Origin of the sequence: Pantoea sp. BJ2, from assembly GCF_040255075.1 — a bacterium.
Taxonomy (GTDB): Bacteria; Pseudomonadota; Gammaproteobacteria; order Enterobacterales; family Enterobacteriaceae; genus Pantoea; species Pantoea leporis.
In genome coordinates, this window is record NZ_CP158292.1 from 2,150,440 (window position 1) to 2,173,586 (window position 23,147).

Sequence of the window (23,147 nt, forward strand, 5' to 3'; positions counted from 1 at the left end):
TGTTAGCGACATAGTCTGGCTGAAGCACAGCAAAATGACGCGGAAAACGTTATCCTGTTGTGATACCGACGTTGCATTTTTCAGGAGCGAAACAATGAAAGTTGCGGTTTACAGCACCAAGCATTACGACCAAAAATACCTTGAACACGTCAACGACAGCTACGGATTTGAGCTGCAGTTTTTTGACTTCCTGCTGACACCGGCGACGGCAAAGAACGCCGCGGGCTGTGATGCGGTGTGTATTTTCGTCAACGATGATGCCAGCAAAGCGGTGCTGGAAGAGTTGGCGGCGCTGGGCGTGAAGCACGTTGCGCTGCGCTGTGCCGGTTTCAATAACGTCGATCTGTCGGCGGCGAAAGCGCTCGGCTTAAACGTGGTGCGCGTCCCGGCATATTCGCCAGAAGCGGTAGCGGAACATGCGGTTGGCCTGATGATGACGCTGAATCGTCGCATTCACCGCGCCTATCAACGCACGCGCGACGCTAACTTCTCGCTGGATGGCTTAACCGGCTTCAACATGCATAACAAAACCGCGGGCGTAGTCGGAACCGGCAAGATTGGTATCGCGGCGATGCGTATTCTCAAGGGATTTGGCATGCGCCTGTTAGCGTTCGATCCCTATCCAAGCCAGGCGGCGCTGGAGCTGGGCGCGGAATATGTCGATCTCAAAACGCTGTTCGCTGAAGCCGATGTGATTACGCTGCACTGTCCGCTTACGCCGGAAAACCACCATCTGCTTAACGCGCAGGCGTTCAGCCAAATGAAAGATGGCGTGATGATCATCAACACCAGCCGTGGCGGTTTGATTGATTCACAAGCGGCAATTGATGCGCTTAAACAGCAGAAGATTGGTTCGCTGGGGATGGATGTGTATGAAAACGAGCGCGATCTGTTCTTTGAAGACAAATCGAATGACGTGATTCAGGATGATGTGTTCCGTCGTCTGTCGGCCTGTCACAACGTGCTGTTCACCGGCCATCAGGCTTTCCTGACCGCCGAAGCCTTGACGGCAATTTCAGAAACCACGCTCAGCAACTTGCAACAGCTGGAACGCGGCGAAATCAGCCCGAATCAGGTCACCGCCTAACCCTTCTGCGCCTGCCTTAGCGGGCGCAGCTTCCACCCATCAGCGCCTGTTCGTCACAGCGACGACCATTCGCCAACTGGCACATACCGATGCGTGAACCGTCTAACTGACGGGAAAACGCCAGCGATCCCCCGGCATTACTGCAATTCACTTCAGCCATTGATGACATCACAACGCGCGGTTGTACGTGGGCGGCAGTAGCTTGTTGCGGCGGTTCGTTGTCACTGTTACTGCTGCAGGCAGAAAGTAACAAGGTGGCGCCAGCCAGCAGGAAGAGAGCGGCTTTCATCGATGGGGCTCCGGGGATTGAGCGAAAAAGTCGCACCAGCATATGTCAGGTGCGCTGAGGGATCGATAGGCGACACAGCTTTTTACAAAATTTAATTTCATTGTTTGCAAGCAGAATTATCCTGTTTGAGTTATTTCCGCCCTTTTCGCCCGGCAGAGGGTTTGTTTTTCAATAACTAAGGAGAGAACGATGTTGACGGATATGCTTATCCGCATCGCGCTGGCTGGAATTCTCGGCGGACTGATTGGGCTAGAGCGGCAGCTGCGCGCCAAAGAGGCCGGTTTGCGCACCCATATCCTGGTCGGTATCGGCAGCGCGATGTTTATGCTGGTATCGAAATATGGCTTTGCCGATATGTTAGTCAGCGACCATGTAGCGCTCGATCCCAGCCGTATTGCGGCGCAGGTGGTGAGCGGCATGGGCTTCCTTGGCGCCGGTACCATCATTATTCAGAAGCAAGTGGTGAAAGGTCTTACTACCGCCGCCGGTTTATGGGTCACTGCGGCGATTGGTCTGGTGATCGGTAGCGGCATGTATGAAATCGGTATCTACGGCACCGTGCTGGCGCTGGTGGTGCTGGAGACGTTCCGTCGCATCAGTCACTGGCTGATTGGCCGTCACCATACGCTGCTGGTGCACCTCAAACCGAAAAGCGTGCCGCTGGTGCTGCTGGTGCTGCAACGCGAAAATGTGCGCTACGGTCACATCGCCGTAGTGAACCGTGATGAAGAGGTTGGTCTGTGCGAACTGAGCGTTGAGGTGACGTTGTCACGACGTACACCAATGCATAATATCTATGACAAAGTGATGGAAATCAAAGGCGTTCAATCGCTAGAGATGATGTAAAAATCATCAATGTTAGATTGCGGTGCGCTGCCATCTCGCTAGCACACAGATGAAAAAGTCGCGTCCAAGCCCTTTGCTAAACTGAACTGATAACCCCCGTAAAGTTTGCGGGTTTCTCAGCGTAGCAAAGGACGATTTATGATTACCGTCGACGGTAACGGTGCAGTGGCTTCAGTCGCCTTCCGCACCAGCGAAGTGATTGCCATTTATCCCATCACGCCCAGCTCAACCATGGCCGAGCTGGCGGATAGCTGGTCCGGCGAAGGCCGCCGTAATATCTGGGGCGATGTGCCGCGCGTGGTCGAGATGCAATCTGAAGGCGGCGCGATTGCCACGGTGCACGGCGCGCTGCAAACCGGTGCACTCTCAACAACCTTCACCTCGTCGCAGGGATTGCTGTTGATGATCCCGACGCTCTACAAACTGGCGGGCCAGCTGACGCCGTTTGTGCTGCACGTCGCGGCGCGGACCGTGGCGACGCACGCGCTGTCGATATTTGGCGATCACTCCGATGTCATGGCAGTACGACAAACCGGCTGCGCGCAGCTCTGCGCCTCCAGCGTGCAGGAAGCGCAGGATTTTGCCCTGATTGCACAAATCGCCTCACTGAATAGCCGCATCCCGTTTATCCACTTCTTCGATGGCTTCCGCACCTCGCACGAGATCAACAAGATCGTGCCGATCAGCGATGAAACCTTGCAGGCGCTGATGCCCGCCGAGGCAATTAACGCCCATCGCGCTCGTGCATTAACGCCGGATCGCCCAACGATTCGTGGCACATCCGCCAATCCTGATACCTATTTTCAGTCACGCGAAGCCACCAACCGCTGGTATGACGATTGCACCCAGCACGTTGAGGCTGCAATGACCGCGTTTGGCGAAAATACCGGCCGCCATTATCAGCCGTTTGAGTTTTATGGCCATCCGCAGGCCGAGCGCGTAATGGTGATGATGGGCTCCGGCTGCGGCACGGCTGAAGAGGCGATTGATGAGATGCTGCAGCGCGGCGAGAAAGTCGGGCTGGTGAAAGTGCGCCTCTATCGCCCGTTTTCGGCGGCGCATTTGCTGCAAAAGATCCCCGCTTCCGCCCAGCGGATTGCGGTGCTCGATCGCACCAAGGAGCCCGGCGCGCTCGGCGAACCGCTATTCCTGGATGTGATGACCGCGCTGGCTGAAGCTTACAGCCGTGGCGAGCGGGCGTCGCTGCCGAAGGTGATCGGCGGTCGCTATGGTTTGTCATCGAAAGAGTTCGCACCCGATGCGGTGCTGGCAGTGTTTCGTGCCTTGCTGCGCGAAACACCGCCAGCGCGTTTTACCGTCGGCATTTACGACGACGTCACCCATCTTTCGCTGCCGCTGGAAGCCAACATCGTGCCGAATCGCGCACGGCTTGAAGCGCTGTTTTATGGTTTGGGCAGCGACGGCAGCGTCAGCGCCAGTAAAAATAACCTGAAGATAATCGGTAACGCCACGCCGTGGCAGGTGCAGGGCTATTTCGTCTACGACTCGAAGAAAGCCGGCGGCCTGACGATTTCCCATCTGCGCGTCAGTGAATATCCGATTCAATCCGCCTATTTGATTCAGCAAGCCGATTTCATTGGCTGCCATCAGCTGCAGTTTATCGATAAGTATTCGATGCTCGATCAGCTTAAACCGGGCGGGATTTTTCTACTCAATACGCCCTACAGCGCTGAGGAAGTGTGGCCGCGCCTGCCGCAGGAAGTGCAGAGCCAGCTCAACGATAAACAGGCGCGATTTTATGTGATCAACGCTGCGCGTATCGCGCGCGAATGCCAGCTGGGCGCACGCATCAACACCGTGATGCAGATGGCCTTTTTCCAGCTGACCCAGATTTTGCCGGGCGATAGCGCGTTAACTGAACTGCAAAACGCCATTGCGCGCAGCTACAGCAGCAAAGGCGAAGAGCTTGTGCAGCGAAACTGGCAAGCGCTGGCGATGGCACAACAAGCGCTACAGACGGTGCCGCTGCAACCGGTAGACGATCGCAGTCCGCATCGCCCGCCGGTGGTAGCCGATAGCGCGCCGGATTTCGTCAAAACCGTCACCGCAGCGATGCTTGCCGGCCTTGGCGATAAACTGCCGGTTTCGGCGCTGCCGCCTGATGGAACCTGGCCAGTTGGCACCACGCAATGGGAAAAGCGCAATATCGCCGAAGCCGTGCCGATCTGGCAGCCCGATCTCTGTACGCAGTGCAACCATTGCGTCGCCGCCTGCCCGCACTCGGCCATTCGCGCCAAAGTGGTTGATCCTGGAGCGCTGGAAGATGCGCCAGCTTCGCTCGCTTCACTGGATGTTAAATCGCGCGATATGCGCGGACAGAAATACGTGCTGCAGGTGGCGCCGGAAGATTGCACCGGCTGCAATCTGTGTGTGGAAGTGTGCCCGGCCAGCGATCGCCAGCATCCGGAAATCAAAGCCATCAACATGAAATCACTCCTGGAGCATGTTGAGACGGAAAAGGTCAATTACGCAGCCTTCCTTGCGCTGCCGGAGATCACCGCCGAGCAGCTAGAACGTATTGATATCCGCACCTCGCAGCTGATTACGCCGCTGTTTGAATATTCCGGTGCCTGCTCGGGCTGCGGGGAAACGCCCTATATCAAACTACTGACGCAGCTGTATGGCGATCGCCTGCTGATTGCCAATGCCACCGGCTGCTCCTCCATTTATGGCGGTAATCTGCCTTCCACGCCTTACACCACCAATGCTGAAGGTCGCGGTCCGGCGTGGGCGAATTCGCTGTTTGAAGATAATGCCGAATTTGGTCTGGGCTTTCGCTTGAGCGTCGACCAGCAGAAACAGCGCGCGCTCAGACTACTTGATCAATGCGCTGCGCAGCTACCGGCGGCATTGGTTGACGCATTAAAAGGTGACAGCGTCACCATTTCCCAACGACGGGAGCAGATTATACAGCTGCGCGCCCTGCTCGCGGCTTCACCGCAGCCTGAAGCCAAAGCCCTAAACGACACAGCGGATGCGCTAGTGGCGAAATCGGTCTGGCTGATTGGTGGCGATGGTTGGGCGTACGACATTGGCTACGGCGGCCTCGATCACGTGATGAGCCTGAGCGAAAACGTCAACGTGCTGGTGCTGGATACGCAGTGCTACTCGAACACGGGCGGTCAGGCTTCAAAAGCGACGCCGCTCGGCGCGGTGACCAAGTTTGGCGAACAGGGGAAACGCAAGGCGCGTAAGGATCTCGGCATGTCGACGCTGCTGTATGGGCATGTGTATGTGGCGCAGATTTCGCTGGGCGCGCAGCTCAATCAAACCGTGAAAGCGATTCAGGAAGCGGAAGCCTGGCCGGGACCCTCGCTGATCATCGCTTACAGCCCGTGTGAAGAGCATGGCTACTATCTGGCTTATAGCCACGAGCAGATGCGCCTGCTGACCACCAGCGGTTTCTGGCCGCTTTATCGTTTTGATCCTCGACGCGCCGAGCAAGGTAAAGCCGCGCTGGCGCTGGATTCGCGTCCGCCGACCTCGGAACTCGAACAAGCATTAATGAACGAGCAGCGTTTCCGCCAATTGCAAACTCAGCGGCCAGAAGAAGCGTCGCAGCTGTGGCGTGATGCAACGGTAGCCGCCAGTCAGCGTTATCAGCGGCTGGCCGAGTTAGCCGGGAAAACCGAGAAAAGCGAGTAGATGAAAAAGCCCGGCGCGATGGCCGGGCGTTTCTTTGCTGGGTTAATGTTGATGGATTAACACGGCTTGAGCTGAACGATGGCCATCTCTACCGCCCGATTCGGTGAGCCGGTGAGTTCACGATAGCGCAACTGTAGATTGCGCAACTCGCTGGCTAGCACCTCTTTTTCGGTTGCTGCGCCACGCTGTGCCAGCTCCAGATAACATTGCCCCACCAGCCGACACGCCTCTTCAAAAACCATATCGTACGTTTGCATTTGCCGCTCCTCACCTAAAGAAAGTAAAAAAAGCACTTCGGCCATCCTGTCAGGCCCAGATGAGGTAAATATTTGCCCAGATCAATAAATAGCCAGATTGTTCTGACAAAGTGTGCGCCTTTGTCTCAAGCGCATTGAGTTATCATCAGAAAAGAGATCACTTCAGGCTAGCATTCGCGCCCGCAATCCGTACCATACGCAGTCATGTTTACAGGGTTTATTGCCGTTGAAGATTGCTTCAGCCGCTAACGGCCCTCGCCTTCACTCTTAAGCGTGAAAATAATGTCAGAAAATCAAGAAGTAACAAAAAAAGAGCAGTACAACCTCAACAAACTGCAGAAGCGTTTGCGTCGCAACGTTGGCGAAGCCATTGCTGACTTCAACATGATTGAAGAAGGCGATCGCATCATGGTTTGTCTGTCTGGTGGTAAAGACAGCTACACCATGCTGGAGATCCTGCGTAATTTGCAGCAGAGCGCGCCGGTGAATTTCTCGCTGGTAGCAGTGAATCTCGACCAGAAACAGCCCGGTTTCCCGGAGCATATTCTGCCAGCCTATCTGGAACAACAGGGCGTTGAGTATCACATCGTTAACGAAGACACTTATTCCATCGTTAAAGATAAGATTCCTGAAGGCAAAACTACCTGCTCGCTCTGTTCGCGTTTGCGCCGCGGTATTCTGTATCGCACCGCCACCGAGTTGGGTTGTAGCAAAATCGCCTTAGGTCATCATCGCGACGATATTCTGCAGACCATGTTCCTCAACATGTTCTACGGCGGCAAGATGAAAGGCATGCCACCAAAACTGATGAGCGATGACGGTAAACATATTGTGATTCGTCCGCTGGCATACTGCCGCGAGAAAGACATCATTCGTTTTGCGGAAGCGCGCCAGTTCCCGATCATTCCGTGCAACCTGTGCGGTTCGCAGCCGAATCTGCAACGTCAGGTGGTTGCCGACATGCTGCGTGACTGGGATAAACGTTATCCGGGCCGTATCGAAACCATGTTTACCGCGATGCAGAATGTGGTGCCATCACACATGGCCGACATTAATCTGTTCGATTTCAAAGGCATCAAACACGGTGATGCCGTGGTGGATGGCGGTGATTTGGCGTTTGATCGCGAAAGCTTGCCGGTGCAGCCCGCGGGCTGGCAGCCAGAAGAGGATGATGCGCCGAATCTCAGCGTGCGTCTTGATGTGCTGGAAATTAAGTAATAGGTTTTGCTGCAAAAAAGGCGCGTCGCTTCGGCTACGCGCCTTTTTTATTAACGGTGCGGCGGTGGATCCTGAATCGGTGGGAATTCGGGATCGTGTGGTGGCTGTGCGGGTGGTATCGGCTGCGGTTGTGGAATCGGTTCGGGAATCGGTGGTGGATCGGTAGGAATCGGTTCGCTGGCAATGATCTCTTGCATGCCCTTCTCCTTGTCGCTGAATGTTCTTTAAGCATAGGAAAGGTTAGCAGAGCAAGCCAAGCGGGCAAAAAAAAGCCGGCGGATAAGCCGGCGTCGTACGAATCAAATGTGCTATGCAGTAATTCAAAAAAGGAAGTAAGACAATATGGAGCGCAACGCCCATCGCTTGACGTTGCATTCACCTGCGGGAAAGAGTTTGCCCCGATTGCGCTGGCGGGATATTGATATCGATCAGGTTTAATCCGCTTTTCTGCCTTACAACCATTTCCGCCGTTTCAGCCATATTGCCACGCCGCCAACCATCACCAATAGCAGCACGCAGAAAGCGGTAAAGCCCAGCGCCCAATTGCCGCCCGGAATGCCGCCGAGGTTGACGCCGAATAAGCCGGTAAGGAACGTGGCCGGTAAAAAAATCATCGCCATCAACGACATGGTATAAGTGCGGCGGTTCATCGATTCCGCAAGTATTGACGCCACTTCATCCGCCAGAATCGAAGTACGCGCCACGCCCGCATTAAGATCGTCCAATCCGCGACCTAAGCGATCGGCAACTTCTTGCATACGGCGACGATCGTCGTCGTTCATCCACGCCATCTTCTCGATAGCCAGCCGCGCATACACATCGCGCTGTGGTGCCATATAACGACGCATCACAATCAGCTGCTTACGCAGCAGCGCCAAATCGCCGCGCGCTGGTACTTCCTGATTCATCAGCGCATCTTCCAGCTCGATAATTTTATCGTGCATCTCTTCGATAAATTCGCTGGCGTGGTCGGTTAACGCATCGCACACATCCACCAGCCAGCTGCCGCCGTCAACCGGACCGTTACCTTGTTGTAGATCGGTCAGCACGGCATCAATGGCGTACACTTTGCGCCGGCGCGTCGAGACAATCAGCTTATCGTTGATAAATACGCGCATCGCCACCAGCTGATCGGGACGTGAATCGGCGTTATGGTTCACGCTGCGCAGCACAATCATGAAGCCGTCACCGAGCCGCGTCACGCGCGGACGCATGCTGTCACCCGCCAGCGCATCACGCACCGAATCGGGGATCAGCGGCGTGTTTTGCAGCCATTCCGCACTTTTCCGTTGGGTGTAATTGAGGTGCAACCAGCAGGGACGTTCGCAGTTGATGACGTCTTTATCTTCGATGGGAATCATGCCGCCTGCGCCATCCAACTGACAGGACACAATAGCATCGGATACTTGTAACGCTTTTCCTTCAATGACGTTCACGAACTCGCCTCACTATCAAAATCAATACGATACAGTCTAGCGTGGCGCAGACCAGTTGCAATCATCAGGCTGTGAGCAAAGATGACAGGCGGTGACAATCACCGCCTGCGGATGTGCGGGGTTAATGTTTCTCAATCCAAAGCTCGCGGCTGTACGCCACGTCTTCAGGATTGGTGATCGGATAACCTTTCACCCACGGCTTGATTAAGCGGCCGTTGGTGTATTGGTAGATCGGCGCGATCGGCGCCTGATCGGCGATGATCTGCTCGGCTTTGTTGTAATCGGTGTTACGCGCCGCCACGCTGGTTTCAGTGCTGGCTTTATTAATCACCGCATCGTAATCGGCACTGCGGAAGCGCGCGATATTGCCGGTGTGGGTCGAGGTCAGCAGACTGAGGAAGGTTGAAGGCTCATTATAATCGCCGATCCATGAAGCGCGGATCACATCGAAACTGCCGCTATTACGGCTGTCGATATAGGTTTTCCACTCCTGATTTTGCAAGGTGACATCCACGCCAAGATTCTTCTTCCACATTGACGCCACCGCGATAGCAATTTTCTGATGGCTTTCCGAGGTGTTGTAGAGCAGCGTCAAATGCAGCGGTTTGCCCGGTCCATAACCTGCCGCTGTCAGCAATGCTTTGGCCTGCGCGTTCAGTTCCTGCTGACTATGTTGCTGCAGATAGCTCTTCATCGGGGTGAAACCGGCGGTAACGTCCGGCGTGAAGTGCCAGGCCGGTTTCTCGCCTGTGCCCAATACTTTCTCCGCAATGATGCGACGATCGATGCTCCACGACAGTGCCTTGCGCACGCGTACATCAGCGGTTGGCCCTTTCTCAGTATTGAACGCGTAGTAATAGGTGCCAAGCTGATCCGGCGTATACACCTGACCAGGCAACTCTTTTTTCAGCAGCGCATACATGTTTTTCGGGAAGGATTCGGTGATATCGATATCGTTGGCACGATAGCGTTTGGTAGCACTGGATTCTTCATTAATCGGAATAAACGTGACTTTCGTCAGCACCGATTTTTTGTCATCCCAATAGTTAGCGTTGCGCACCAATACAATTTTTTCGTTCACCACGCGATCCTGCAGCTGATAAGCGCCATTGCCCACCAGCTTGCCCGGTGATGTCCAGCTATCGCCTTCTTTTTCAATCACTTGCTTCGATACCGGATACATCGCGGCGTTGGCGACCATGCTCGGGAACCACGGTACAGAACGTGACAATGTCACCTTAAGGTGGGTCGCATCGGTTGCCGTTACGCCCAGCTTATCGGCGCTCATCTGTCCTTTGGTGATTGCTTCGGCGTTTTCAATGCCGCTTAAGGCGGCGAACCAGGCAAACGGCGAACTGTTCTTCGGCTCAACTAAACGTTGCCAGCTATAGACAAAATCCTGCGCGGTAACCGGCTCACCATTTGACCAGCGCGCATCTTTGCGCAGGGTAAACATCCAGGTTTTGTTGTCGTTGCTGCTCCAGCTTAACGCCACGCCCGGCACGATTTTTCCGTGGGCGTCCTGATTGGTCAGCCCTTCGAACAGATCGCGCATCACCTGAATTTCTGGCAAGCCAACCGCCTTCATCGGATCGAGTGAAGCGGGTTCATCTTTAATATGGCGAACGATTTCCTGGGTACTGGCCAGTTGTGCGCCCGACGGCACGTTGGCGGCGAATGCGGGTGAGACTGCACTGGCTACAATTAAGGCAGTCAGCGTTTTGCGGAACGTTAGTTTCATCACCACTCCTTTACGCGAAAAAAATGGCGACCGCGAAGAGATTGTGTCGCCAGCAACTTTTGGCACTTTATCGCAAATTGCTGATTGATATATAGCTATTTCCCCGCAGGCTATTTACCGTTATGTTGAGGCTGGATTCCCGGTCACATTTTTACCTTGAGCGCCAGAAGGCTTTTGGCGGTGTTGGAAGCATTTCATAGAGGAACGTCATGTCGTCATACCATCCACGTGCGCTGCGCGGCAAGCTGGACGCTGTCTGGCAACAATACGGGCAATCGGTGCTGGGTGCACCGCTGCTGTGGTTTCCGGCACCCGCCGCCGATGCCGAAAGCGGGCTGATTATTGCTGGCACGCACGGCGACGAGAATGCCGCGATTGCCACCTTATCGGGCGCGATGCGCACCTTGCCGGACGCGCTGCGGCGTCATCACGTTGTTCTGGCGGTCAATCCCGATGGTTGTCAGTTGGGGCTGCGCGCCAACGCCAACGGCGTCGATCTTAACCGTAATTTCCCCGCCGCTAACTGGCAGCATGGCGACACGGTGTATCGCTGGAACAGCGAAGCGGATGAGCGTGATGTGGTGCTTTCAACCGGATCAGCGCCCTCTTCCGAACCAGAAACCCGCGCGCTGTGCCAGCTGATTCATCAGATCAAACCGCGTTGGGTGGTTTCGTGGCATGAACCGCTGGCCTGCATTGACGATCCGCACCACAGCGAATTAGCGCAGTGGCTGGCGCAGCAGACCGCGCTGCCGGTGGTGAGCAGCGTGGGTTATGCTACGCCGGGTTCGTTTGGCAGCTGGTGCGACGATCTCGGTCTGTTATGCATTACCGCCGAGATGCCGCCGATTTCGGTGGACGAAGCCACCGAAGTCTATCTGGAAACGATGATCAATCTGCTGCGCTGGCAGCCAGCGGCTTGAGTACGCCGTGAGAGAAATGCAGCGACGGTTCAACATCGGCCGCAAGCCAGGTTGGACCGTCGAGATCCGCGAAGGTCGCGCGCGCCGTAAGCGGTAATGCCGCACGAATCGCCCGCGACGTGCAGAGCATGCAGCCGAGCATAATCGCGAATCCCTGCTGCTGCGCCGCCTCTGCCAGCGCCAGCGCTTCCGTTAATCCGCCGGTTTTATCCAGCTTGATATTCACCATCTCATAGCGCCCTTTCAGCTGCGGCAGGCTTTCACGCGTATGGCAGCTTTCATCGGCGCAGATTGGCAGCGGATGGATAAAGTTGCCCAGCGCGCTGTCTTCTGCGGCCGGTAGCGGCTGTTCCAGCATCGCGACATTGAGGTCGGCCAGCAGCTGACAGCGTGCCGCCAGGCCTTCGGCATGCCAGGATTCGTTGGCATCGACAATCAAAGTCGCGTCAGGTACCGCGCTGCGTATCGCCACCAAACGTTCGCTGATCAGGTGATCGTCCATTTTAATCTTCAATAAACGCGCGCCATGTTGCCACAGCGCCTGCGCGCTGCTGGCCATCGCATCTGGCGTATCGATGCTGATGGTATGTGCGGTGACAATCTCTTCAGCCAGTGGCACCGCGCACAATTGCACCAGACTTTCGCCCTGCTGCTGTCGTGCCAGATCCCACATTGCGCAGTCAATCGCGTTGCGTGCCGCGCCCGCCGGTAACGCCTGTTGCAGCACTTCTCGCGTCATGCCGCTTTGCAACGCGCTTAGCTGCGAGGCGATCTGCTTGAGCACCGACTCCTCACTTTCACCGTAGCGCGCGTAAGGCGTCGCTTCGCCAACACCTTTAACGCCATCTTGCTCGATTTCCACTACCACAACATGCGCCTCGGTGCGGCTGCCGCGCGAAATAACAAACGGCGAATGTAACGGCCAGGCTTCCGGATAACTCTTCACTGTTCTCATTATTTCTCCTTAAATCCGTCGCTTTAATGCGAGCCGGCTCGATTATCGCCAGGAAATGCGCTCGTAAACCCTTAAAAATTATGTCATAAACAAGCGCTATACCTGTTCTGACGTTCCAAAAGTCAGATATTTCATCGTTAAAAAAGGAAATCGCATGTCTCAGACTGTTCACTTTCAGGGCAATCCGGTGCCGGTTGCAGGCCAGTTCCCACAAGTTGGCGAGCAAGCTAAACCTTTCAACCTGGTCGCAAAAGATCTTACTGACGTATCCCTGGCTAATTATGCAGGCAAACGCAAAGTTCTGAACATTTTCCCAAGCATTGATACTGGCGTGTGTGCGGCATCGGTGCGTAAGTTTAACGAGCGTTCAGGTGAAGCGAACAACACGGTTGTGCTGTGCATTTCTTCCGACCTGCCTTTCGCCCAGTCACGCTTCTGTGGCGCAGAGAACGTCAGCAACGTGATCACGCTCTCTTCCCTGCGCGGCGCTGAGTTCAAAGAAAACTATGGCGTGGCGATTGCTGATGGCCCGCTGAAAGGCCTGACCGCACGTGCGGTGGTGGTGCTGGATGAAAACGATAAAGTGATTTACAGCGAGCTGGTGAATGAAATCACCGAAGAGCCAAACTACGATGCCGCGCTGGCTGCGCTGAAGTAAATCTCTCGCCTGCCAGGCGAAACAAAAAGCACCGAATGATTAACGCGTCGGTGCTTTTTTTATGCTCACCTTCAGGATGGCTCAATTTTCAACCTGTTGATTTATCGCGATACGTAGCACTTCTTCCCGCCATGTTGCATTTTTACTGTGATTCTTGTTACCCGTATCACATTAATTAAAAAACATAAAACCCGTAACAAATCCCGCAATTGTTCCCATCAGCATCGCTACCTATAACTAACCGTCAATTGCACTTAAGCGATTTAAAGACAGGCGGGAATCTTTATGCAAGCAAGCTTATCCATTAAAGAAAAGTTCAGTTACGGCCTCGGTGATATGGCCAGCCATATCGCCATCGATAACGTCATTATTTTTCTCACCTTTTACTACACCGATGTGGTGGGTTTGCCCGCAATCTTTGTTGGCACGCTGTTTTTACTGGCGCGCGTCGCCGATGCGGTGATCGACCCGGCGATGGGGATGGTGGCTGACCGAACCCGTTCACGCTGGGGCAAATTCCGTCCCTGGCTATTGATGCTCGCGGTACCGTTCGGCGTCAGCTGTATGTTGATTTATGCGGTGCCGGAAAGCCTGTCGCTGACTGGCAAGATGATTTACGCCGCCGTGACCTACAGCCTGATGATGCTGATGTACACCGCCATCAATATTCCTTACTGCTCGATGGGGGCGATTATCACCGCCGATGATAATCAGCGCATCTCCCTGCAATCATGGCGCTTCTTCCTCGCCACGCTGGGCGGCGCGATGTCCACTTTCCTGATGATCCCGCTCGCCACCTGGCTGGGCGGCGGTAACAAACTGGACGGTTACTTCGCAGCAATGTCGATAATGGCGACGCTGGCAACCCTGCTGTTTTTTATCTGTTTTCTCAATACACGCGAACGCATCAATGCTCCCGCTAACCACGGCAACTTTCTTGCCGATCTGCGCGATTTGCTGCGTAACGATCAGTGGCGCGTGGTCGCGTTGCTGGTGTTCTGCAATATCTCATTCGGCGTGGTACGGCTCGGCGCGATGATGTACTACGTCACCTATTTTCTGGGTGATGCCAGCCTCTTCATGTGGCTGCTGGCCGCGCATATTGTCGGCAAAAGCGTCGGTAGCGTGCTGGCGAAACTGCTGACGCGCCGCCTGAACAAAATCACCGCCTTTACGCTCAGCGCCATTACTGCTGGCGTGCTAAGCATCAGCATCGTGTTCCTGCCCGGCTCGCTGGCGCTGTTGGTTGGCATGACATTCATCGTCTCCAGCTTCTATCAGGTCACCACCACGCTGATGTGGGTGATGATGGCCGACGTGGTGGATTACGGTGAATATCGTCAGGGAAAACGCCTCGATGGCACCGTCTTCTCGACTCTGCTCGCCGTATTGAAAATGGGCATGGCCATCAGCGGTGCGATTGTCGGCTGGACGCTTGGCCTGAGCGGTTACGTCGCTCAGGCACCGCATCAGCAACCCGCCGCCATGATGGCCATCGTGGCGCTGTTTTCGGTGGTTCCCGGCCTGCTGTCGCTGTTAAGCGCGCTGGCGATGCGCGGCTACAAACTTAACGATGCCACCATGCGCACCATCAATCAGCACAAAGTGTCAGCCCAACCGGCTGCCACTGCTTCCCCCCTTTTACAACCACAGGAGTTGTCATGAGTGAATTACGCGCCGAATCCCAGCGTATTATCTGGACATTTGACCGTCAGACGCTGGTTATCGAACCCTGGGGCGCGCATAGCCTGCGAGTACGAGCCACCTGTCAGCCCGAACTGATCGACCATGACTGGGCGTTGTTATCGCCTGCGGCTTGCGAGGTGGAGATCCAGCGCGAGCATGAATCTCTCAGCTTGCGTAACGGCAATATCACCGCCACGCTGAATATTCGCGGCCAGCTGGCTTTCTATAATCAGCACGGCGATTTGCTGCTCGAGGAGTTCTGGCGTCAGCGCAGCACCGTGGGCATCGGTGCCAGCGAAAAGAGCCAGGACAAATACATCAGCGCCCTGAAGCTGGATGCGCGCGCCTTTCGACCGATTCCGGGAGGGAAATATCAGCTGAGCGTGCGCTTTGAAGCGCGTGCCGAAGAGAAAAATTATGGCATGGGCCAGTATCAGCAGGATTGTCTCGATCTGAAAGGCTGCACGCTTGAGCTGGCACAGCGCAATTCGCAGGCCAGCGTGCCGTTTATGGTATCCAATCTCGGCTACGGCTTGCTGTGGCATAACCCGGCCATCGGCGAGGTGACCTTTGGTAAAAACGGCACGCGCTGGCAAGCCGAAGTAACCGATCAGATGGATTACTGGATCACCGCAGGCGACACACCCGCTGAGATCGTGCGTCAGTATGGCCGCGCCACCGGCACAGCTCCGATGATGCCCAGCTTCGCGACCGGTTTCTGGCAATGCAAACTGCGCTATCGCACTCAGCAGGAAGTGCTGGAGGTCGCGCGCGAATATCGCCGCCTGCAGCTACCGCTCTCGGTGATCGTCATCGACTTTTTCCACTGGCCAAATCAGGGAAACTGGTGTTTCGATGCGCGCGACTGGCCGGATCCGCGTGCCATGGTGCAGGAGCTGAAAGAGATGGGCATCGAAACCATGGTGTCGGTGTGGCCCACGGTGGATAGCCGCAGTGATAACTATTGTCTGATGAAATCCAAAGGCTTGCTGGTTAACAGCGAGCGCGGCGTATCGGTGAACCTTGATTTTATGGGCAACACCACCTTTTTTGACGCCACGCATCCCGCCGCACGCGAGTTCGTCTGGCAGGAAGTTAAGCGCAACTATTATGACCACGGCATCCGCACTTTTTGGCTCGACGAAGCAGAGCCAGAATACCGCGCCTACGATTTTGATAATTACCGCTATCATCTCGGTCCGGTACAGGAAGTGGGCAATATCTATCCGCAGCTGTTTGCCCGCGGATTTTATGAAGGTCTGCAACAACAGGGCGAGAGCGAGATCGTCAATCTGGTGCGCTGCGCCTGGGCGGGCAGCCAGCGTTACGGCGTGCTTGCCTGGTCGGGCGACGTTCACTCCTCGTTCCATGCCTTACGTAATCAGTTCACTGCCGGGCTGAATATGGCGATGGCAGGTATTCCATGGTGGACCACCGACATCGGCGGTTTTCAGGGCGGGAATATTCATGATCCGGCGTTTCATGAACTGTTGATCCGTTGGTTCCAGTGGGCGGTATTCTGTCCGGTGATGCGTTTGCATGGTTACCGCGAGCCACAAATTGCACCTGAAGAAACCTGGCGCGATGGCATTGCGCAGTGCAACAGCGGCTCGCCCAATGAGGTATGGAGTTACGGTGAGGAGAATTACGCGCTGATGAAAAGCTGCCTGCTGCAACGTGAGCAGATTCGCCCCTATATTGATGGCCTGATGCGCGAAGCGCATGAGCTCGGTGATCCGGTGATGCGCCCGCTGTTCTATCACTACCCGCAGCAGCCAGAGAGCTGGCAAGTGGAAGATCAGTATCTGCTGGGCCGCGACCTCCTGATCGCGCCGGTACTGCACGCCGGGCAGCGTGAACGTGAAGTGTGGTTACCTGCTGGCGAGCAATGGATTACCCGCAATGGTGAGTGCTATCAAGGCGGCCAACGCATCAGCGTCGCCGCGCCACTGAGTGAAATTCCAGTGTTTACGAGAGCAGGAAGTCAGGTAGACATCCGCGTGCCAGAGTAGATGCAGATTTACGAAAGGTCGCGATGAATGGCGTAATGCTTGTCAGTTAGAGAGCATGTTGCTTTAAATCTGGTGCGGGCACTGACACATCTGCTGCGTCACGGGCCGTCCTCGCGCCGCTAGCGCGGTACCTTCGGCTTTCACATTGTGCCAACGGACCATTCGGGGATCGGCCGTCCTGGCCGGCCCCGAACTGCCTCACGCATCCATGCGTGAGGCTGCTGGCCCAACGTAAAAGCCTCAGCGCTGCGAATGGCCCTTTTGCCGCAGCAGACGCGCCAGCGCCTCTGGCAAATGTGCCCTTTTCAACAACACGCACGGAAGCTCCGGCCAGCGCACTCGTCGTTGGCTTAACTAACAGGCATTACACCATGAATGTTGAACGTAAACGTAGAACAGCGTTGCGAGATGCACGCGCTCTATTACTCGCTCTCGTTGCGCTTCTGCCCTAACCCATATTCACGCAGCTTATTGGCAATCGCGGTATGCGACACGCCGAGGCGTTTCGCCAGTTTGCGCGTGCTGGGATAAGAGAGATAGAGACGCGTCAGCACCGAACGTTCGAAACGGCTGGTGATATCGTCCAGCGAACCTTCCATCGCCTCTTCGCCCAATGACACATCCAGCGCCTGCTCTGGCAACACAATATCTTGTGGTCCCAGCTCGTAACCTTCCAGCTGCGTCAGCGCGCGGTACAGCGCATTCTTTAACTGGCGTACGTTACCGGGCCAGTTATAACGCGTCAGGAATGGCGTCAGCTGCGATGAGAGGCGCGGACGCGGCAAGCCTTGTTCATCGGCGAAACGCGCGACAAACATTTCGGTGAGCGGCAGAATATCCAGTGGACGTTCACGCAGCGGCGGCAGATTGAGCGTCAGCACATTCAGGCGATAAAACAGATCTTCGCGGAACTCACCACGCTGCACCAGCTCAATCAAATTCTTCTGCGTGGCGCAAATCACGCGCACATCAACGTGGACTTCATGCTCTTCACCCACCCGGCGGAACGTGCCGTCGTTGAGGAAACGCAATAGTTTGGTCTGCATGCGTGGCGACATTTCGCCAATCTCATCCAGCAATACCGAACCGCCGTTAGCCTGCTCGAAGAAGCCTTTCTTGCCTTCCAGCGCATTGGGATAAGCACCGGCAGCGTGACCAAATAGCTCGCTCTCCGCCACATCATCCGGCAATGAGGCGCAGTTCAGCGCCAGGAACGGTTTTTTGCCGCGCGCGCTACGCAAATGACAGGCGCGCGCCAGCATATCTTTGCCGGTGCCGGTATCGCCCACGATTAACAGCGGCGCATCGTGCATCGCCAGCTTGCGCGCCTGATCGATCACCTGACGCATTTTTGGCGTAACCGCCACGATATGATCGAACTCCGATTCATCGGTAACGGTAAGATTCTGCAACTGTCGGCCCATACGCGCCGTCGATTTCAGGGTGATCATCGCGCCGACCGGCAGGTCGCTCTGGCCCTCTTCTTCTGCCAGATAAATTGGTCGCGCTTCCATCAGGAAATCGCGTCCCTGAATCACCACATGCTGCGCCTGTGCGTCAACGCGATCATTCTCCAGCCAGCGCTGGAAATTGAAGCCGGTGATTAAAGTGCCAACGTTTTGATTGCGCAGCTTCTGTTCATCAAGGGTAAACAGATTTTGCGCTGCCGGATTGGCCAGCTCGACTTTGCATTTCAGATCGATGGATAACACCGGTTCTGGCATCGCCACCAGCAGCGCGCTCAATGCGCGATGCTCGCGTTCAGAGGGCATAAACGAAACGGTACGCACATCTGTCACGCCAGGTGTACGGCGGATTTCCGCCATCAGATTGCTGAAGGGTTCAAACTCCAGCGCGGTAAAATTGAGGTAAATGCGACCGAGTGGCGCAATTTCGATGCCGCGCAGGTCGATATTGCGGGCAACCAGCAGGTCGAGCAACTCGCGCGCCAGACCGATTCGGTCCTGGCAGAAAACTTCCAAACGCATTGCGATGAGCCTTAGTCAGGTTTTGATTTTAGTGATAATACGCTAACTTGCAGCGCCTCAGAAGAGGCCTGTCAGGAAAAGTTGACAGCCAGAGGCAGGTGATAAAGGGAAGTGTAACGGAGCGACCAACAAAAATCCCGCCGAATATGCGTGGTAACAAAGATAATTTTACCTTTCACGCCAGTTGCAGCGTGAAAGGCACGCAAGTGCTGATTATTTAGCAGCCTGCCCTGCTTTATCCCCACTTTTTACCAGGGATTCTTTCAGCTGACCGATTAACTCGCGACGGAAATCGCCCAGACGCGGCTTATCATCTTCCAGCCACGGTAACGGGCGACACAGCTCCATGGCTTTAATGCCGAGACGTGCGGTGAGCAAACCGGCACCAATCCCTTGCGCAGCGCGGGTTGACAGGCGTGCGGCAAGATCCTGTGACATCCAATCCATCCCGACTTCACGCACCAGTTCGGAAGCCCCGGCAAACGCCATATTGAGCAGCACTAAGCGTAACAGGCGGATGCGGCTAAAGTAGCCCAGCTCAATGCCATAGATCGCCGCGATGCGATTGACCAGCCGCAGATTGCGCCAGGCGATAAACGCCATGTCGACCAAAGCCAGCGGGCTGACGGCGATCATTAACGTCGATTCGGCGGCGTGACGGCTTATTTCCCGGCGCGCCTGACGATCCAGCACTGGCTGCACCAGTTGGGCATATAAGGTGACGATTTCACGATCGTTGTGGGTTTCATGCAGCGCCGCATGCCAGCGCTGCAGTGCAGGATGCGCCTGATCAAGCTGCGCCTGTTGCGCCAGTTTTTCACAGAACGCGCGACCTTTGCCGACGCCGTGACTGTGCAGCAATTCGCGGCCAATATCGCGCTCTTCGGCCCGCTGACGCAGACGATATAAACGCCGCCATTCGCCAATCAGCGCACCCGCCCCCGCGGCAACTATCAATGTGCCTGCCACGCCGGTGCCGAGGGTAAACCAGTCGCGCACCAGCCACGCATCGTGCAGCGTTTGCGCGCCCTGCGCCACCACGCTGACGCCGAAAATAGCGAGGCCAACGCCCACCATTTTACGCCACAGGCTGCGCTTAGGCCGCAGCGCGGCTTCCACCACTTTTTCGCCTTCGCCCTCTTCCAACGGCTCGGCTTCCGCCGTGGCGAGAAAGGCTTTCTCGCTGTCCGCGCTAAAGGTTTGTGCGGCGCGCAGCGGTTTTTCCGCTTCCACCGTCAGCGGACGGGCAAAATCAATGCGTCCTTTCAAAGGTGTTTCGTCGCTCATCGCAATTTATCTCCCAATAAAAACTCCAGCGCGGCATCCATGCGAATGTGCGGCAGCGGGCGATCGACATCCAGCTGCTGCGGCCGGAACTGTTCAAACTGAAATCCCTGCTGCTGCCAGAAATTGTGGCCAGGCAAGCGTGGCGGCACTTCGCCGGGATAGAACGTCAGCGCTTCATTATCGGCTAAACGATGACCGCGCAACGCCGGTAATTTCTCGCCACGATGATCAACCAGCCCACTTTCTGTGGCCTGCACCGAGGCTAAACCGAGGCAATCCATATTGATGCCTTCGAACGCCGCGTTTTGCCACGCGTCCTGCACCAGCTGCTGCAAAAGGGACACCATATTGGCGTGCTGATCCGAAGTCACATGATCGGCTTTGGTGGCAGCAAACAGCAGCTTATCGATCACCGGAGAGAACAGACGGCGGAACAGCGTGCGCTGACCGTAGTGGAAACTCTGCATCAGTTGCGTCAAGGCAAGACGCATATCGTTGAACGCTTGCGGCCCGCTGTTAAGCGGTTGCAGACAATCGACCAGCACGATTTGGCGATCGAAACGCAGGAAATGATTTTTATAGAATCCTTTCACCACGTGCTGGCAGTAATAGTTGAAACGCTGCTGCAGCATGGCGAAGTTGCTGCCTGCTGGCGCTTGCGCCAGCTTGCTAACCTGCATCTCGTCGACCTGCGGCCACGGGAAGAACTGCAGCGCGGGCGCGCCGGCCATATCGCCCGGCAATACAAAGCGGCCCGGCTGGATAAAGTGCAAGCCTTCGCTTTTGCATTGGTGCAGATAATCGGTCCAGGCAGCGGCAATGGCTGCCAGACGATTTTCATCGGCGGGCGCAAAAGGATCGAGATCGGCGCACAAGCTGCGCCATTGTGCTGACCAGCCCGCGCGATCGCCCTGCAGCAAGCCCACCATCTGGCGTGACCAGCTGAGATAATCCTGCGCCAGCATCGGCAGATCCAGCAGCCATTCGCCGGGGTAATCGACAATTTCAAGGTAGAGCGTGGCGGTATCTTTGAAATGGCGCAGCAGCGATTCATCCGGACGATAGCGCAGCGCCAGACGCATTTCGCTCACACCACGCGTCGGCGTCGGCCACATCGGCGGCGTGCCGTACAGTTGCGCCAGACCTTCGTCGTAGGTGAAACGCGGCGTGCCGAGTTCACGCTGCGGCACGCGCTTGACGCCCAGCAGGCGATCTTCGCGCACCACGGAAAACAGCGGCAAACGTGCGCCGCTGTGAACATTGAGAAGCTGGTTAACCAGCGAAGTGATAAACGCGGTTTTGCCGCTACGGCTTAAACCGGTTACAGCCAGGCGCAGATGGCGGTCAACACCGCGGTTCATCAACGCCACAAATTCATTTTGCAGTCTTTTCATCGTTCTCCCTGATGAATCGTGCCGATAAGCGTTTAAACGCTTTGCTCAGCAACGGTTCCAGGGCGGCCGCCAGCAACAGGCGCAGCGGACGGCGCGCCACCGATTTCACCGCCCAGCCAGCGATACCGCCGGGCCCGTAAGTTACTGCACTAATGATGATAAATTTCCCCGCCGACATCAACGCAGGTGTCGCGCGACGGCGCAGAGCAGTAAAACGTTGAGTTTGCATAGAGCCTCTTATCACAATAGAAGAAGTGGGCCCGAAAGCCCGGGAATTTAGATCTGGCGAAAGCGGCTGCGCACGCTAAACGTCTCTGAAGTGACGTAGCGTTCAACTTCACGCACCTTTCGCTCATCGCTTTGCAGCGTTGTTTCCAGCTCGTCGAGCAGTTCACGTGCGCTGGGTGCCCGTTCAGATGTCGCATCAACGGGTTTCTCGTCCAGCACAAAGCCCAGAATAAAATAGGCGACGATGGTGAACATAAACAGCCCAAGGAACAGCGACAGCACCACAATCACACGCAGCAAGCGCACCGGAATGTCGAGGTATTCGGCGATACCCGCGCAGACGCCGCGTACTTTGCCCTGCTGCGGAATGCGCCACAGTTTACGGCCATTCATCATGGTTGCCTCCAGTTTGGATGTTCGGCATCCAAAATGGCTTCCAGTGCTTCAACACGCTCACGCATGCGGCGCGCATCCTGGGTAATTTGTTGCAAACGCTGCAGGTCACTCGACGATAGATCGGCGCCGCCGTTGCGTTTGTTGCTGTAATGCAGCCATAACCAAATTGGTGCGACAAACAGCACGAAAATCGTTAAAGGTATGGCTAAAAAAAGTGCGCTCATTGACTCTCCTTAATCACTAACACCATTTTTAACTCGGGCCCGCAATCAGGCCCGTGGCGATCACTCAGGGCGGTTCATTTTAGCTTTCAGCGCGGCCAGCTGCTGGCTGATTTCATCATCGGCTTTCAGCTCGGCGAACTCCTGATCCAAACCTTTTGGTTTACCAAAACGCTGGCTTTCTGCTTCTGCTTCCATGTGATCGATGCGACGTTCAAAGGATTCGAAACGTGCCATCGCATCATCAATTTTGCCGCTGTCGAGTTGACGACGCACATCACGTGATGACGATGCTGCCTGATGGCGCAGCGTTAACGCCTGCTGACGCGCACGGGTTTCAGTGAGTTTTTTCTCCAGCTCACCGATCTCGCCTTTCATGCGGTCCAGCGTCTCTTCAACCTGGGTCGATTCCTGCTGCAGCGCAGCAATCAAATCGGTCAGCTTTTGCTTCTCAATTAAAGCAGCACGCGCCAGATCTTCTTTACCTTTATTAATCGCCAGCTCCGCTTTTTCCTGCCATTCGGCCTGCTGAATTTCAGCCTGCTCGCTGCGGCGCAGCAGCTGTTTCTTTTCGGCCAGCGCACGGGCTGAGGTTGAACGGACTTCTACCAGCGTATCTTCCATTTCCTGAATCATCAGGCGTACCAGTTTCTGCGGATCTTCGGCGCGCTCCAGCAGAGAGTTGATGTTAGCGTTCACGATGTCGGCGAAACGAGAAAAAATACCCATAATGATGTTCCTCAAATTTTGTGTGTAGGTGCGCGAAGCGCCCTTCACTAATACAATTCGCGTGCCAACTTTTAATTTATTGATTTTACGCGATTTGTTTATTTTACATCCGCCTGGACATCGCTTAAGG

21 protein-coding genes are annotated in these 23,147 nt (G+C 55.6%); 8 read left to right on the top strand and 13 right to left on the bottom strand.

The features are described from left to right. Window positions 1–94 precede the first annotated feature (94 nt). The gene (locus AAF463_RS09910) at window positions 95–1,087 is read left to right on the top strand and encodes a 2-hydroxyacid dehydrogenase (protein WP_350260663.1); all 993 of its coding nucleotides are present in this window, start codon (window positions 95–97) and stop codon (window positions 1,085–1,087) included. Window positions 1,088–1,103: 16 nt separating this feature from the next. Here the strand turns inward: AAF463_RS09910 and AAF463_RS09915 are convergent, their stop codons facing one another. Further along, entirely contained in the window at window positions 1,104–1,376 is a 273-nt protein-coding gene (locus AAF463_RS09915) for a DUF333 domain-containing protein (protein ID WP_061718809.1), read from the bottom strand. A 189-nt stretch (window positions 1,377–1,565) separates the two neighbouring features. On the opposite strand from AAF463_RS09915, the gene AAF463_RS09920 reads away from it, so the two are divergent. Both AAF463_RS09920 and nifJ read left to right on the top strand, forming a co-directional pair. Next, window positions 1,566–2,222: an MgtC/SapB family protein gene (locus AAF463_RS09920; RefSeq protein WP_061718808.1), complete on the top strand. Its 657-nt coding sequence runs from the start codon at window positions 1,566–1,568 to the stop codon at window positions 2,220–2,222. Between the two features lie 138 nt (window positions 2,223–2,360). Beyond that, a complete protein-coding gene (gene nifJ, locus AAF463_RS09925) occupies window positions 2,361–5,888 on the top strand; it encodes a pyruvate:ferredoxin (flavodoxin) oxidoreductase (protein WP_350260664.1) in 3,528 nt (1,175 codons plus the stop codon). A gap of 56 nt (window positions 5,889–5,944) precedes the next feature. Here the strand turns inward: nifJ and AAF463_RS09930 are convergent, their stop codons facing one another. Next, complete coding sequence (locus AAF463_RS09930) at window positions 5,945–6,145, bottom strand: DUF2767 family protein (RefSeq protein WP_008106442.1); 201 nt, start codon at window positions 6,143–6,145, stop codon at window positions 5,945–5,947. 282 nt (window positions 6,146–6,427) lie between these two features. On the opposite strand from AAF463_RS09930, the gene ttcA reads away from it, so the two are divergent. After that, entirely contained in the window at window positions 6,428–7,363 is a 936-nt protein-coding gene (gene ttcA, locus AAF463_RS09935) for a tRNA 2-thiocytidine(32) synthetase TtcA (protein ID WP_101764303.1), read from the top strand. A 50-nt stretch (window positions 7,364–7,413) separates the two neighbouring features. Here the strand turns inward: ttcA and AAF463_RS09940 are convergent, their stop codons facing one another. The 3 genes from AAF463_RS09940 to AAF463_RS09950 form a co-directional block, all read right to left on the bottom strand. Then, a complete protein-coding gene (locus AAF463_RS09940; RefSeq protein ID WP_167391210.1) occupies window positions 7,414–7,560 on the bottom strand; it encodes a hypothetical protein in 147 nt (48 codons plus the stop codon). A 255-nt stretch (window positions 7,561–7,815) separates the two neighbouring features. After that, window positions 7,816–8,799, bottom strand: a complete 984-nt coding sequence (gene zntB / locus AAF463_RS09945) for a zinc transporter ZntB (protein WP_350260665.1) — start codon at window positions 8,797–8,799, stop codon at window positions 7,816–7,818. A gap of 121 nt (window positions 8,800–8,920) precedes the next feature. Further along, window positions 8,921–10,540, bottom strand: a complete 1,620-nt coding sequence (locus AAF463_RS09950) for a peptide ABC transporter substrate-binding protein (protein ID WP_350260666.1) — start codon at window positions 10,538–10,540, stop codon at window positions 8,921–8,923. 209 nt (window positions 10,541–10,749) lie between these two features. Between AAF463_RS09950 and mpaA the strand changes: the two genes are divergently transcribed. Beyond that, entirely contained in the window at window positions 10,750–11,463 is a 714-nt protein-coding gene (gene mpaA, locus AAF463_RS09955; protein WP_350260667.1) for a murein tripeptide amidase MpaA, read from the top strand. On the opposite strand, the gene ycjG is transcribed toward mpaA, so the two are convergent. Beyond that, a complete protein-coding gene (gene ycjG / locus AAF463_RS09960) occupies window positions 11,432–12,418 on the bottom strand; it encodes an L-Ala-D/L-Glu epimerase (protein ID WP_350260668.1) in 987 nt (328 codons plus the stop codon). The two genes, mpaA and ycjG, sit on opposite strands and share 32 nt — an antisense overlap. A gap of 154 nt (window positions 12,419–12,572) precedes the next feature. On the opposite strand from ycjG, the gene tpx reads away from it, so the two are divergent. From tpx to AAF463_RS09975, 3 genes are all read left to right on the top strand, one after another. Then, window positions 12,573–13,076 (top strand): thiol peroxidase, encoded by a 504-nt coding sequence (gene tpx, locus AAF463_RS09965; RefSeq protein WP_101764298.1) that lies wholly within the window; start codon window positions 12,573–12,575, stop codon window positions 13,074–13,076. 285 nt (window positions 13,077–13,361) lie between these two features. Further along, window positions 13,362–14,741 carry a glycoside-pentoside-hexuronide (GPH):cation symporter gene (locus AAF463_RS09970; protein WP_271459721.1) on the top strand — a complete coding sequence of 460 codons (1,380 nt, stop codon included), beginning with the start codon at window positions 13,362–13,364 and terminating at the stop codon, window positions 14,739–14,741. After that, a complete protein-coding gene (locus AAF463_RS09975; RefSeq protein WP_350260669.1) occupies window positions 14,738–16,774 on the top strand; it encodes a glycoside hydrolase family 31 protein in 2,037 nt (678 codons plus the stop codon). The genes AAF463_RS09970 and AAF463_RS09975 overlap by 4 nt, the downstream gene beginning before the upstream one ends. Before the next feature lie 422 nt (window positions 16,775–17,196). Here AAF463_RS09975 and tyrR read toward each other — a convergent pair whose 3' ends face one another. The 7 genes from tyrR to pspA form a co-directional block, all read right to left on the bottom strand. Further along, entirely contained in the window at window positions 17,197–18,762 is a 1,566-nt protein-coding gene (gene tyrR, locus AAF463_RS09980; protein ID WP_101764295.1) for a transcriptional regulator TyrR, read from the bottom strand. 213 nt (window positions 18,763–18,975) lie between these two features. After that, window positions 18,976–20,049, bottom strand: a complete 1,074-nt coding sequence (locus AAF463_RS09985) for a TIGR01620 family protein (protein ID WP_350260670.1) — start codon at window positions 20,047–20,049, stop codon at window positions 18,976–18,978. Further along, window positions 20,046–21,443, bottom strand: a complete 1,398-nt coding sequence (locus AAF463_RS09990; protein WP_222182220.1) for a YcjX family protein — start codon at window positions 21,441–21,443, stop codon at window positions 20,046–20,048. The genes AAF463_RS09985 and AAF463_RS09990 overlap by 4 nt, the downstream gene beginning before the upstream one ends. Then, the gene (gene pspD / locus AAF463_RS09995) at window positions 21,424–21,672 is read right to left on the bottom strand and encodes a phage shock protein PspD (RefSeq protein ID WP_007888070.1); all 249 of its coding nucleotides are present in this window, start codon (window positions 21,670–21,672) and stop codon (window positions 21,424–21,426) included. Before pspD ends, AAF463_RS09990 begins: the two co-directional genes overlap by 20 nt. A gap of 47 nt (window positions 21,673–21,719) precedes the next feature. Next, entirely contained in the window at window positions 21,720–22,067 is a 348-nt protein-coding gene (gene pspC, locus AAF463_RS10000; protein ID WP_101764292.1) for an envelope stress response membrane protein PspC, read from the bottom strand. Continuing rightward, entirely contained in the window at window positions 22,064–22,291 is a 228-nt protein-coding gene (gene pspB, locus AAF463_RS10005; protein ID WP_007888081.1) for an envelope stress response membrane protein PspB, read from the bottom strand. Before pspB ends, pspC begins: the two co-directional genes overlap by 4 nt. 60 nt (window positions 22,292–22,351) lie before the next feature. Further along, on the bottom strand, window positions 22,352–23,017 hold the full coding sequence (pspA, locus tag AAF463_RS10010) for a phage shock protein PspA (protein WP_008106471.1): 666 nt from the start codon (window positions 23,015–23,017) through the stop codon (window positions 22,352–22,354). Window positions 23,018–23,147: the final 130 nt, after the last annotated feature.